We start from the raw sequence: 11,925 nt of genomic DNA, 5'->3' as shown, positions 1-11,925 counted from the left end.
GGACGACGAGGGGGAGAGGACCGATGCGCCCGACGGGCGACCTGCTGGGCGGCCGCTACCGGCTGGACTCCGTGCTCGCCAGCGGCGGGATGGGACGGGTCTGGCGGGGGCACGACACGCTGCTCGACCGGCCGGTCGCGGTGAAGGTCCTGCGCAGCGAGTACACCGGCGACCCGTCCTTCCTGCAGCGCTTCCGCGCGGAGGCGCGGCACGCGGCGCTGCTGACCGACCCGCACATCGCCGCGGTGCACGACTACGGCGAGACGGTCAGCCCGGACGGCGAGCCGCTGGCCTACCTGGTCATGGAGCTGGTGGCCGGGGAGCCGCTGTCAGCGGTCATCGCGCGCACCGGCGGGCTGGACGCGACGGAGACGCTGCGGATCGTGCGGCAGGCCGCCGCGGGGCTGGCGACGGCGCACGCCGCCGGCGTGATCCACCGGGACGTCAAGCCGGGCAACCTGCTCGTCAGGCCGGACGGCGGGGTGAAGATCACCGACTTCGGGATCGCCTTCTCGGCGTCGTCGGTGCCCATGACCCAGACCGGGCAGGTGATGGGCACCGCCCAGTACATCTCCCCGGAGCAGGTGCAGGGCGCGAAGGCCTCGCCCGCCAGCGACGTCTACGGCCTCGGCGTCGTCGCCCACCAGTGCCTCACGGGGCGGGTGCCCTTCGACGCCGAGAGCCCGGTGCAGGTGCTCCTCATGCACGTGCAGCAGCAGCCGCCGCCGCTGCCGGCCGACGTGCCGCCGGACGTCCGCGCGCTGGTCGCGCGGGCGATGGCCAAGGACCCGGCCGCCCGCTTCCCCGACGGCGCCGCCCTGCGCGACGCCGCCGACGCGGTGCTGGCCGGCCGGCCGGCACCGAGCGCGTCGTCGGCCACCCTCGTCCTCCCCGTCGCGGCCGCGCAGCAGACGACCGTCCTCCCGGCCGACGCCTCGGCGCCCGTCGACGTCCCCGAGGAGGCGCCGCGGCGCCGCCGGCTGCTCGCCGGCGCCCTCGCGCTGCTCGTCCTCGCCCTCGCCGGGGTGGCGGTCGTCCTCGGCACCCGCGGGGACCCGTCGTCCTCCGCGGCGCCGTCCTCGACCCCGCCGTCGTCGTCCGCGCCGTCGTCCTCCGCGCCGACCACCACCGAGCCCGCTCCGCCGCCCACCGTCGACGTCGTCGCCGCGGCCCTCGTCGGGCGCCCCCTCCCCGACGTCCAGGCCGAGCTGGCCGGGCTCGGGCTCCAGGTGCAGCCGGGCACGGTCGTCACCGGCGACGTCCCGGAGGGGCAGGTGGTCGCCGTCGACCCCGCAGGCCCGGTCGTCGTGGGGTCGACGGTCACCGTCACCTACGCCACCCCGCCCCCGGCGCAGGACGAGGGCGGCGGCGACAGCGGGGAGGGCGGCGGCGAGGACGAGGGCGGGGACGACGAAGGCCCCGGGAACGGCAACGGCAACGGCAACGGCCGCGGGAACGGCAACGGCGGCGACGACTGACCGCCCCGGGCCTCAGAGCACGGACAGGCCGTACATCTCCCCGAGCGGGTCGGCGATGAGCTCGATGCGGGCGCCGTCGGGGTCGCGGAAGTAGACCGAGACGCCGCTGTGCACCTCGTGCGGCACCCCGGCGTCGCTGAGCCGCCGCACCAGCTCGTGCCAGCGCTCGGGCTCGACGCTGATGGCCATGTGGTGCAGCCCGCCGAGCACCTCGGCGTAGGGGCCGACGTCGAGGCCGGGGAAGTCGAAGAACGCGAGCAGGTTGCCGTTGCCGATGTCGAAGAAGAAGTGCGAGGAGCCGGGGTAGTCGCGGTTCTCGACCAGCTCGGTCAGCGGGAAGCCCAGGACGTCCTGGTAGAAGCGCACGGTCCGCTCGACGTCGCTGCTGATCAGCGCGGTGTGGTGCAGGCCGCGGGCGGTCGAGGGCGGGCGCTCCCCGGCCGGCCTCAGGTGCGCGGCGCGGATGCGGGCGCGCTCGGCCTCCAGGGCCGTCAGGTCGCGGGTCTCGGTCATCTCGGGTCTCACCTCGGGTCGTCGGGGGTCGGGTGGTCGGCGGCCGGCGCCAGCCCGAACTGTGCCCGCCGGTCGGCGGGGACGAGGTCCAGGTAGTCCGGGTGCCGCCGGATGTATCCCCGGATGAACGGGCAGAACGGCAGGACCCGCGCACCCGCCTCCCGGGCGGCGTCGAGGGCGCCGCGGGCGAGCACGGAGCCCAGCCCCCGGCCCTCGAAGACGGGCTCGACGACGGTGTGGGTGAACGACAGCGCCGACGCCGTCCGTCGGTACTCCGCGTAGCCGGCCACCGCGCCGTCCACGAGGACCTCGAAGCGGCTGGCCGCCGTGTCGTCGACGACCACCGGTGCACTGTCGGTCACGGGCCTGTCGGTCACGGGTCTCCTCCGTTCGTCCCGGGGATGATCGCGCATCCGGGCCGGGCGCGGTCCCGATGCGCCTGCGCCGCCGCCGGGACGCGCCGCGGGGTTGAGCCGAAACGGCGTCGTCGTGCGGTTTCGGCACATCCCCACGCCCGCGCGAGCGCGGAACGGTCGACATGTGGGCGGTTGGAGGAGCCGGTCACCGTCCGTGTCGGGAGCCTTCGCAACGATCCGCTTACGCCGTGTCACGTGCGCGTTCCGCGGGGCGCCGCGGCGGGCCCCGCGCCCCTACGTTTCTGCCACCCGCTCCGCCCTCACCCGGCGGGCGCGGGCGCCGTCGCGCTTCCCCCGCGGCGGTCCCATGGACGGGATGAACGGTGGAACCAGTGGCACTCCGCAGCAGTGAGATCAGGGTCGACGGCCAGGCACGCCTGGGCTGGTGGCTCGTCGTCGACGACGGGCAGGGACGCGACCGCCTCGTCGACGGTCCCTTCCCCGACCGCTCGGAGGCGGCCTGGGCCGCCTCCATGCACGCCGGCGACGCCCGGCCGGTCTACGGCGTCCTGCGACCCGACGGCGGCCTGCACCGCCGGCCCTCCCCGCAGGAGCTGGCCTGGCTGGGCCACCTCGGCGACCAGCTCGACCGGCTGCCCGCGGACTGGGACGCCGAGCTGTCCGACGAGGACCCGCTGGCCACCCTCATCGTCGAGGTCACCGCCGCGCTCACCGAGGCCGGCCTGCCGCTGTGGGACGCCGCCGGTGACGGCGCCGCGCTCGGCGGGGCCTGCGTCAGCGCCGAGCCGGCCCTCGACGGCGTCGTCGTCGGCTGGCGGCAGCACGACCGGATGAGCGTCGAGCAGGTGCACGGGCTGGTCGCCGACATCTCGGTGCAGGCCGTCATGAACCGCGCGCTCGCCGACGTGCTGTGGCTGCGCGGCCTCGACGTCACGCCGCTCGGCGAGGAGGCCGGCGGGCACGTCGTCCGCCACCCCGAGTAGCCCCGCACGCGACACACAGCACGCCCTCCCGGGACGCCGTCGACACCGACGGCGTCCCGGTGTCGTTCCCGGGTCCCGCCGCCCGTCGGACCCCCGTGGCAGGCTCCGGGCGACCCGGGACCCCGAGGACGGAGGCGGACGTGCCCCAGACCGGGTCCACCGAGGGACCGCACGAGGAGCGGCACCGCGACGGGTCCCTGCGCGCCCGCGGGCACGTCGTCGGCGGGCAGCCCGACGGCTACTGGGAGTGGTCCCGCCTCGACGGGACGGCGCTGCGCTCCGGGTGGTTCGACCGGGGCCGCCCGACCGGCGAGTGGACCACCCACGACGGCAGCGGCGCGCCGTACAGGACGACCACCCGGGGCTGACCCGCGCCGACACGCCGTCGTCCGGGGTCACCGACCGGCCGCCGGCGCCGTCCACGCGGGGGGACCCACCGCGAGTCGACAAGACGTCGTCGGTTGCACACGGTCACCACCCCCGCGGGTGGGCGCACACAACGATCACGTGACGCCGCCGGGGAGCCGTGTCCAGCAGGGGCTCCGCGGGGCGCGCGGGCCCGATGCTCTCGGTGTCCCCGGCACTTCCCCGGCCGGGACGACGTCCTGGAGGAACACCGTGAGCGCGCCCACCCTGCCGGCACCCCGCCGGACCTCCTCGTCCCCGGTCCCGCCCGGGGACGGGCTCGGCATCGCCGACCTGCTCGGCCTGCTCGGTCTCGAGTCCGACACCCTGACCACCCTCGACCCGCCCCTCCCCGGCGACCCCGCCGACCACGTGCCGGTGGACCCGGTGGCGGTCGTGCGCGGCTGGGTGCGACGGGCGGCCGACTGGGGCGCCGGCCCGCAGCGGTCCTGGTGCGCCTGGTGATGACCGCCGTCCTGGTCTGGCCGGCCGTCGCCGTCCTCGGGTTCCTCGCGATGGCCGGGCTGGTCGTCGCGCTCGGCCGCAGCTCGACGGCCCGCTACGAGTTCGAGCGCAACGCCGCGGGCCGGCGGCAGCCGCCCGCCGACCCGCCCGCGGCGGCCGCGGCGGGCGCCGACGACACCGTCCCCGTCCTGCTGAAGACCCCCGTGCCGGCCCTGCCGACCGGCGGCGGCGAGGCCGCCGCGGCCGGCGCCGTCGCCACGGTCACCCCGGCCCGCACCGCCGTGGGGCTGGCGACCCACCCCGCCGGGCGGCGCAGCGGCTCAGCCGGCGCGCCGACGGCGTGGTGGCTGGCCGACGGGACCGGGGAGCGGCCCGTCGCGCTCGCCGGGCCCTTCGACGACCGGGTGGAGGCCGACTGGGCGGCCGTGGCCTGCGAGCTCGACGGCGCGGTCCGCACCGTGCACGGCGTGCTCCGCGAGGACGGCACCGTCGCCCGGCGGCCCTCGCCGCAGGACCGGGCGTGGCTGACCGAGCTCGGCACCCAGCTCGACAGGCTGTCCGAGGACTGGGACGAGCTGCTCACCGACGAGGACGCGCTGACCACGCTGGTCGTGGAGGTCGCCGCCGCGCTGGTCGAGACCGGCCTGTCGCTGCACGACTGCTCGGCCACCGACCCGGGGACCGCCGCGGCCGGCGGCGTGTGCCTGACCCCGGAGACCACCCACGGCGGGGTCCTGGTGAGCTGGCGCCAGCACGACCGGATGAGCCTGCAGCAGGTCCGCGGCGCCGCGCTGGACACGGTCGTGCAGCGGACCATGAACGCGCTGCTCGCCGACGTGCTCGTGCAGTTCGGCTTCGTCGTCGACCCGTTCGGGCCCGACGGCTGCTCCCTGGTCACCGCGATCCGCACCCACCCGCTCGGGGGGTGACCGGCGGGTAGCGGGTCGAGTCCGTCCGGAACCGTGCCGACCTCCCGGGCATGGCCGAGTCGACGACGACCCGCTCCCGCCGCCGCGGGGTCCCGCTGTGGTGCCACCTCACGGCGCTGGTGACCGTCCCGCTCGTCGGGGTCGGCGTGCTCACCGCGCTCATCGCCGGCGCGCGCTCGGCCGAGGTGGCCAGCGCGACCCGCGCGGAGGACGGGATCCGGGCGTTCGCCCAGCTCGACGCGCTGCGGACGGCCGCCGAGCAGGAGGTCCTGCCGGCGCTGGCGCTGACGGTCATCGACGACCCGGCGGCGGCCGCGCAGCTCGGCGTGCAGCCGTGGCTGCTGACCGGGATGCGCGGCACCGCCGAGCAGGCCCTCACCGAGCGCCGCGCGGTCACCGACCGGGCGCTGGCCGCGGTGCCCGCGGGCTCCCTGGGGTCGGGGGTCGCCGGCCGGGCGGCCGAGGCCCTGGCCTGGTGGCGGGCCCGCACCGACAGCGGCGGCGTGCGCCTCGAGCAGGTCTACCTGGGCTACCTCGACCTCTCCAACGAGATCATGACCGCCGAGCGCGCCGCCGCCTCGGCCGCCGTCTCCGAGGGGGTGCCGGCGGCCACCGTGCGCGCGGTCCAGGACGTCCAGACCGTCGCCCGGCTCGCGCAGGACGCCAGCCGGCAGATGCCGCTCTACCTCGGCTCGCTGTTCGCGGCCGACACCGCGCTCATCGGCTCCCGCCTGGCGTGGGAGACCGGCTGGCTGTCCTACACCGACGCCAAGCGGCAGATGGACGAGCTGTCCCAGGGCTCGCTGCGGCGGGCGTGGGAGGAGGTCCGCGACTCCGACCTCGTCACCGGCCTCGACCGGCTGCTCACCCCCTCCGACACCCCGCACGCCGCCTACGCGGCCGACGTCACCGGCATGGCCGAGCTGCTGTTCAGCAGCGGGGACCGCGACGCCCGGCTCGCCGGGCTGGTCGACACCGCGGTCGGCACGGTGCTGGAGCTGGCCGCGGCCGACCGCGAGGAGGCCGCCGCCGACCTGCGCACCACGCTGCAGGTCGGGGTCGGGCTGCTGCTGCTGTCCCTGGTGGGTGCGGTGTGGACCGGCCGCACCGTGTCGCGCGAGCTGGGCGTGCTGGCCGGCCAGGCCACCCGGATCAGCGAGGGCGAGCTCGTGGAGGTCGAGGTCGCCGGCCCGCGCGAGGTCCGCACCGTGTCCGCCGCCCTCGGGGACGCCGTCGCCGGGCTGCGCCGCATCCAGGACCAGGCCCGGGCCGTGGCCCGCGGCGACCTCGACGACGCGCTGCTCGACCGGCCCCTGCCCGGCCCGCTCGGCGAGGTCGTGCACGCCTCGATCCAGCAGATCGTCTCGTCGGTGCGCCAGCGGGAGGAGCTGCAGTTCGCCCTCGCCCACCGCGCCACCCACGACCCGCTCACCGAGCTGCCCAACCGGGCCCAGGCGCTGACCCTGGTCACCTCGGCGCTGCACCGCGCCCGCCGCTCCGGCGAGATGACCGGCCTGCTGTTCGTCGACCTCGACGGCTTCAAGGCGGTCAACGACGCCCACGGCCACGCCGCCGGCGACACGGTGCTGCGCGAGGTCGCCGCCCGGATGCGCGCGCTGGTCCGCGCCGGCGACGTCGTCTGCCGCCTCGGCGGGGACGAGTTCGTCGTCCTGGTCGAGCCGGTCGGGGCCGAGCGCGACCTGCAGGACCTCGCCGAGCGGCTGATCGCGGGCGTGAGCGAGCCGATCGCGGTGGGCGGCGTCCCGGTGCGGGTCGGCGCCAGCGTGGGCATCGCGGTCAGCCGGGACGGCGGCGCCGACGCCGACGTCCTGTTCGCCGAGGCCGACACCGCCGCCTACCGCGCCAAGCAGCGGGGCCGCGGCCGGGCGGAGGTCTTCGACGAGGCGCTGCGGCGGCAGCTCGCCGTCCGCGCCGAGACCGAGGCGGCGATCACCGCTGCGCTGGCGAACGGCGACATGCGGCTGCACTACCAGCCGGTGGTCGACGTCGACGGGCAGCGGCTGCACGGCTTCGAGGCGCTGGTGCGCTGGCAGCGCGACGGCGCGTTCGTCCCGCCGGACGAGTTCGTGCCGGTCGCGGAGAGCTCCGGTCTGGTCTGCGAGCTGGACCGGTGGGTGCTGCACGAGGCCACCCGGCAGCTGGCCGCCTGGCGGGCCGAGGTGCCGCCGGTGCCGGGCGCGCCGGAGCCGACGGTCGCGGTCAACGTCTCGGGGCGGCACCTCACCGACCCGCGGGTGGTCACCGACGTCACCGACGCCCTGGCCGCCTCGGGGCTGCCGGCGCACCTGCTGGTCCTCGAGGTCACCGAGACCGTCCTGGTCGACGACCCGGTCGCCATGACCCACCTCGCGCAGCTGCGGGAGATGGGCGTGGCCATCGCCATCGACGACTTCGGCACCGGCTACACCTCCATCGGGCAGCTCCGGCACATGCCGGTCGACACGCTCAAGATCGACCGGAGTTTCGTCACCTCGCCCGACCCGGGGCAGCGGGAGCTCGTGGCGCTGGTCATCCGGGCCGCGCACACCTTCGGCCTCGACGTCGTGGCCGAGGGCGTGGAGGAGCCGGGGCAGCTCGAGCGGCTGCGCGAGCAGGACTGCGACCTCGCGCAGGGCTACCTCATCCACCGCCCGCTGCCGCCGGAGGCCGCCGGGGCGCTGCTCCGGTCGGCGCCGGTCGGCGTGCCCGCCCCGCGCGGCGACGGCGCGCCGCGGGCGGTGCCGGCCTCCTGACCGGGCGCGCGGCCCCGTTGACCGCGGGGTCGCCGCCGGGGAGCCTCGCTGTCACGATGCCTGCCGCCGCCCGTCCGCGCCGCCCGGCCGCCGGCGTGCTGCTGGTGGCGGGGGTGCTGGCGGCCGGGTGCACCGCCGTCGTCCCCGGCACGGCGTCCCCGACGGGGACGGCGACCACCGACGCCACCGACGTCGAGGTGCAGGTGCACCTGGCCGAGGAGGGCGATCCGGCCGACCGGTTGGCGCGCAACGCGGTGGCCGACGTCCTCGCCTGGTGGGAGCGGACCTACCCGGAGGTGTTCGGCGGGCGGTTCGGGGCGATCGAGGGCGGCTTCTGGTCGGTCGACCCGGCCGAGACCGACCCCGCCGCCCTGCCCGACGGCGCCTGCTTCCCCGACGACGTCGACGACCTCGCCGACAACGCCTTCTACTGCGGCGACGACGACGCCGTCGTGTACGACCGGGCCTGGCTGGCCGACCTGGTCGGGGACTACGGCCCCTTCATCGTCGCCGAGATCATGGCGCACGAGATCAGTCACGCCGTCCAGGCGCAGGCCGGGCTGGACGACCCCTCGATCGTCGCCGAGACCCAGGCCGAGTGCTTCGCCGGCGCGTGGACGAAGTGGGTGGTCACCGGCCGGTCCGAGCACTTCGCGGTGCGGCCCAAGGAGCTCGACCCCTACCTGCTCGGCTACCTGTACTTCGGCGACGCCGTCGGCACCTCGCCCGACGCCGAGGACGCGCACGGGTCGCTGTTCGACCAGCTGTCGGCCTTCCAGGAGGGCTACGCCGACGGCCCGGAGGCCTGCGCCGCCTTCGACGAGTCCCGGCTGTACACCCAGCAGGAGGTCTCCCCGCGCGCGGGCGGGCACGACCGGTCCTACCGCGCCGTGGTCGACGGCGCCGACGACGTGCTGGCCGGCTTCTGGCAGCAGGCCCTGACCCGCGGCTTCCCGGGCACCGACCCGCTCGGCGGCCCGTTCGCCGCGCCCGAGGTCCGGGCCGCCGACGGCCCGGGCGCGGTGTGCACCGGCGAGGGCGCCGAGCTGGACCTGCAGTTCTGCCCCGAGGACGGGTCGGTCCGCTACGACGCGGCCGACCTGCTCGAGCCGGCCTTCGACGACGTCGGCGACTTCGCCGTGACGACGCTGCTCGGCCTGCCCTACGCGATGGCGGTCCGCGAGCAGCGCGGGCTGTCGGTGGACGACCCCGAGGCGGTGACCAGCGCGGTGTGCGCCACCGGCTGGCTGGCCCGCGAGGCGTACCTCGGCGCGCTCGACGGCGCGCCGGTGGCCCTCTCGCCCGGGGACGTCGACGAGGCCGCGGTGGTGCTGCTGCAGTACGCCACCGAGCCGACCGTCGTCCCGGAGCCGGACCTGTCCGGCTTCGAGCTGGTCGACTCCTTCCGGCAGGGCTTCGCCGACGGCGGCGACGCCTGCGGGCTCTAGGCCGCGTCCTCCCGGTCGGCGTCGAGGAAGTCCTCGACCACCGGCGCCAGCTCGTCGGCCTCGGTGACCAGCGCCAGGTGGCCGCCGCGGTACACGTGCAGCCGGGCGTCGGGGATGAGCCGGGCCATGATCCGGGCGTTGACCAGCGGGACGATCGGGTCGTCGTCGCCGGCCACCACCAGCGTCGGCTGCCGGACCAGCGAGAGGAACGGCAGGCTGCTCCAGCCCGAGCTCGCGGCCAGCTGGTAGTAGTAGCCGCGCCCCGGCCCCGTGCGCTCGTGCGCGTGCAGCGCCCGCGCGGCCCGCTCGGGGTCGGTGCGCACCGAGCCGCCGTAGATGACCGGCGCGATCCGCCGGGCGTACTCGGCGTCGCGGTGCCGCCGCGGCGTGAGCATGTGCGAGAGCACCCGCGGCGAGCCGGGCACCATCAGCGCGCCGGTGCCGGTGGCCGCGAGCACCAGCCGGCGGCAGCGGCGGCGGTGCTGGACGGCGAAGTGCTGCGCCAGGCCGCCGCCCCAGGACAGGCCCAGGACGTCGACCGGCCCGTCGTGGCCCAGCCGGCGCAGCACCCCGGCCACCACCGGGGTCAGCGTGCCCAGCACGTAGGGGACGACCGGCCGCGGGGACCCGCCCACGCCCGGGACGTCGAACCGGACGACGGTGCGCCGCGGGTCGAGCGCGTCGACGAAGGGCTGCAGCACCTCCAGGCTCGCGCCGATGCCGTTCATGAGCAGCAGCGGCGGCGTCGTGCCGTCGCCGGGCCGCTCGGCCACCCGCAGGGTGCGGCCGAGCACGGTCAGCGTGCGGACGGACTCACTTCTCGAGGACATAGGTCCCAGGAGCGTCCCCCAGGACCGGCAGTTCCGCACTCCCGAGCGACTCCGGCGCGGGCACCTCGTCCCCCGACCGCTCGCCCAGCCAGGCCATGAAGTCCGGCCACCAGGAGCCCTTCTCCTTCGTCGCCCGGGACAGCCACTCCTCCGGGTCGGCCGGGGTGTCCGGCGCCGCCTGGAACGTCGACTTCGGGTTGCCCGGCGGGTTGACCAGCGAGGCGATGTGGCCGTTGGTGGACAGCACGAACCGGCTCTCCCCGCCGAGCAGCTGGGTGGTGCGGTAGCAGGCCTGCCAGGGGCAGAGGTGGTCGGCGATCCCGGCGGTCACGTAGGCGTCGACGTCGACGGCGGACAGGTCCACCGGCGTGCCGAGCATCGTGGCCGCGCCCGGCCGGGTGAGGGAGTTGCCGACCGCGACCTCGATGAAGTCCCGGTGCAGCGCCGCGCTCATCCGGGTGGTGTCGGCGTTCCAGAAGAGGATGTCGAAGGCGGCCGGCGGCTTGCCCTGCAGGTAGTTGTTGACCCAGTAGTTCCACACCAGGTCGTTGGGACGCAGCCAGGCGAACACCTCGGCGAGCATCGCGCCGTCGAGGTAGCCCTTCCGCCGGGACTTCTCCGTCGCCTCCCGCACCGCCTCGGGGTCCATCAGCGCCGACACCGTGCCGGCCCGCGCCCAGTCGAGGACGGTGACGGCGAAGCTGGCGGCGGCCACCCGGTCCAGCCGGCCGGTGGCGGCGAGGTGGGCCAGCACCATCGCGGTGATGATCCCGCCGGAGCAGAACGCCTGGAGGGCCACCCGCTCGCTGCCGGTGACGCGCTGCGCGGCGTCCATCGCGTCCAGGACGGCCTGGCCGTACGTGTCCAGCCCCCAGTCGGCGTGCCGCTCGTCGGGGTTGCGCCAGCTGATCATGAAGACCTGCTGGCCGGCGGCCACGTAGTGCTCCACGATGCTGCGGCCGGGCGCGAGGTCGGTGATGTAGTACTTGTTGATCGTCGGCGGCACCATCAGCAGCGGGACGGCGCGGACGGTCTCCGTCGTCGGCCGGTACTGGATCAGCTCGAACACGTCGGTCCGCAGGACGACGGCGCCCGGGGTGACCGCGAGGTCCTCGCCCACGGTGAAGGCGTCGGGCTCGACCATCGAGGGCACCCGCGGCGGGGACACCAGGTCCGAGACCATCCGGCGCAGCCCGCTGACCGCGTTGCGGCCGCCGGTGTCGATGACCGCCTTGAGCGCCAGCGGGTTGAGGAACGGCACGTTGGACGGCGCCAGCGCGTCGACGACGTTGGTCATCGTGAACCGGATCCGCTCGTCGTCCTGCCAGTCGAGGTCGGCGTCCTCCACCAGGCGCGCGGCGGCCTGCGCGGCGGCGATGTGCGCCTGCATGGTCCGCCGGAGGAACGGGTTGCCGGTCCAGGCGGGGTCGGCGAAGCGGCGGTCCTTCGGGGAGGGGGCGACGTCCGAGCGGCCCACCGCGATCCGGCCCAGCTCGCGGACCAGGTCCCCGCCGGTCCGGACGACGGTCTCGGGCCGGCGCGCCAGGGACGCGCCGAACCGGGCGACCGTGCGGGCCGGCGGGACCATCCGCCGCAGCGGCCCGCGGGCGCCGTCGACCAGCACCATGTCCAGGCCGGTGACCGCCTCGGACGCCTCCGGGGAGGAGGGCTGGCCCCCGTCGGGGGCCGCGGCGGGACGCGGACGGGGCGGGGCGGACGGGCGCGGGGCGGTGGTGGTCATCCC

The 11,925-nt window shown here is 76.4% G+C and carries 11 protein-coding genes; 7 read left to right on the top strand and 4 right to left on the bottom strand.

From position 1 onward, the window contains the following. Positions 1-23: 23 nt before the first annotated feature. Positions 24-1,478: a protein kinase domain-containing protein gene (locus ACI79L_RS09765; protein ID WP_456936601.1), complete on the top strand. Its 1,455-nt coding sequence runs from the start codon at positions 24-26 to the stop codon at positions 1,476-1,478. 12 nt (positions 1,479-1,490) lie between these two features. Here the strand turns inward: ACI79L_RS09765 and ACI79L_RS09760 are convergent, their stop codons facing one another. Beyond that, positions 1,491-1,991, bottom strand: a complete 501-nt coding sequence (locus ACI79L_RS09760; protein ID WP_456936600.1) for a VOC family protein — start codon at positions 1,989-1,991, stop codon at positions 1,491-1,493. Between the two features lie 8 nt (positions 1,992-1,999). Next, on the bottom strand, positions 2,000-2,404 hold the full coding sequence (locus tag ACI79L_RS09755) for a GNAT family N-acetyltransferase (protein ID WP_456936599.1): 405 nt from the start codon (positions 2,402-2,404) through the stop codon (positions 2,000-2,002). A 335-nt stretch (positions 2,405-2,739) separates the two neighbouring features. Between ACI79L_RS09755 and ACI79L_RS09750 the strand changes: the two genes are divergently transcribed. The 6 genes from ACI79L_RS09750 (at position 2,740) to ACI79L_RS09725 (ending at position 9,351) form a co-directional block, all read left to right on the top strand. Continuing rightward, positions 2,740-3,351 (top strand): hypothetical protein, encoded by a 612-nt coding sequence (locus tag ACI79L_RS09750; protein WP_456936598.1) that lies wholly within the window; start codon positions 2,740-2,742, stop codon positions 3,349-3,351. A gap of 140 nt (positions 3,352-3,491) precedes the next feature. Further along, positions 3,492-3,719: a hypothetical protein gene (locus ACI79L_RS09745; protein ID WP_456936597.1), complete on the top strand. Its 228-nt coding sequence runs from the start codon at positions 3,492-3,494 to the stop codon at positions 3,717-3,719. Positions 3,720-3,969: 250 nt separating this feature from the next. Then, positions 3,970-4,221 carry a hypothetical protein gene (locus tag ACI79L_RS09740; protein WP_456936596.1) on the top strand — a complete coding sequence of 84 codons (252 nt, stop codon included), beginning with the start codon at positions 3,970-3,972 and terminating at the stop codon, positions 4,219-4,221. Further along, positions 4,221-5,150, top strand: a complete 930-nt coding sequence (locus ACI79L_RS09735) for a hypothetical protein (RefSeq protein WP_456936595.1) — start codon at positions 4,221-4,223, stop codon at positions 5,148-5,150. The genes ACI79L_RS09740 and ACI79L_RS09735 overlap by 1 nt, the downstream gene beginning before the upstream one ends. A gap of 50 nt (positions 5,151-5,200) precedes the next feature. Next, positions 5,201-7,903: a putative bifunctional diguanylate cyclase/phosphodiesterase gene (locus ACI79L_RS09730; protein ID WP_456936594.1), complete on the top strand. Its 2,703-nt coding sequence runs from the start codon at positions 5,201-5,203 to the stop codon at positions 7,901-7,903. Between the two features lie 56 nt (positions 7,904-7,959). Next, positions 7,960-9,351, top strand: coding sequence for a neutral zinc metallopeptidase (locus ACI79L_RS09725; protein ID WP_456936593.1), 1,392 nt, complete (start codon positions 7,960-7,962; stop codon positions 9,349-9,351). Here the strand turns inward: ACI79L_RS09725 and phaZ are convergent. Beyond that, a complete protein-coding gene (gene phaZ / locus ACI79L_RS09720) occupies positions 9,348-10,181 on the bottom strand; it encodes a poly(3-hydroxyalkanoate) depolymerase (RefSeq protein WP_456936592.1) in 834 nt (277 codons plus the stop codon). The two genes, ACI79L_RS09725 and phaZ, sit on opposite strands and share 4 nt — an antisense overlap. After that, positions 10,165-11,922, bottom strand: a complete 1,758-nt coding sequence (locus ACI79L_RS09715) for a PHA/PHB synthase family protein (RefSeq protein ID WP_456936591.1) — start codon at positions 11,920-11,922, stop codon at positions 10,165-10,167. Before ACI79L_RS09715 ends, phaZ begins: the two co-directional genes overlap by 17 nt. Positions 11,923-11,925: the final 3 nt, after the last annotated feature.

This window comes from Geodermatophilus sp. SYSU D00684 (assembly GCF_054050455.1).
Note: the sequence above shows the minus strand (reverse complement) of the source record. Positions and strands in the feature narration are given on the sequence as shown.

Excerpts from the sequence above, each read along its gene's own strand:
- ACI79L_RS09735 (WP_456936595.1), top strand. The coding sequence starts at position 4,221 with ATGACCGCCGTCCTGGTCTGGCCGGCCGTCGCCGTCCTCGGGTTCCTC.
- ACI79L_RS09725 (WP_456936593.1), top strand. The coding sequence starts at position 7,960 with ATGCCTGCCGCCGCCCGTCCGCGCCGCCCGGCCGCCGGCGTGCTGCTG.
- ACI79L_RS09730 (WP_456936594.1), top strand. The coding sequence starts at position 5,201 with ATGGCCGAGTCGACGACGACCCGCTCCCGCCGCCGCGGGGTCCCGCTG.
- ACI79L_RS09715 (WP_456936591.1), bottom strand. The coding sequence starts at position 11,922 with ATGACCACCACCGCCCCGCGCCCGTCCGCCCCGCCCCGTCCGCGTCCC.
- ACI79L_RS09760 (WP_456936600.1), bottom strand. The coding sequence starts at position 1,991 with ATGACCGAGACCCGCGACCTGACGGCCCTGGAGGCCGAGCGCGCCCGC.
- ACI79L_RS09755 (WP_456936599.1), bottom strand. The coding sequence starts at position 2,404 with ATGCGCGATCATCCCCGGGACGAACGGAGGAGACCCGTGACCGACAGG.
- ACI79L_RS09765 (WP_456936601.1), top strand. The coding sequence starts at position 24 with ATGCGCCCGACGGGCGACCTGCTGGGCGGCCGCTACCGGCTGGACTCC.
- phaZ (WP_456936592.1), bottom strand. The coding sequence starts at position 10,181 with ATGTCCTCGAGAAGTGAGTCCGTCCGCACGCTGACCGTGCTCGGCCGC.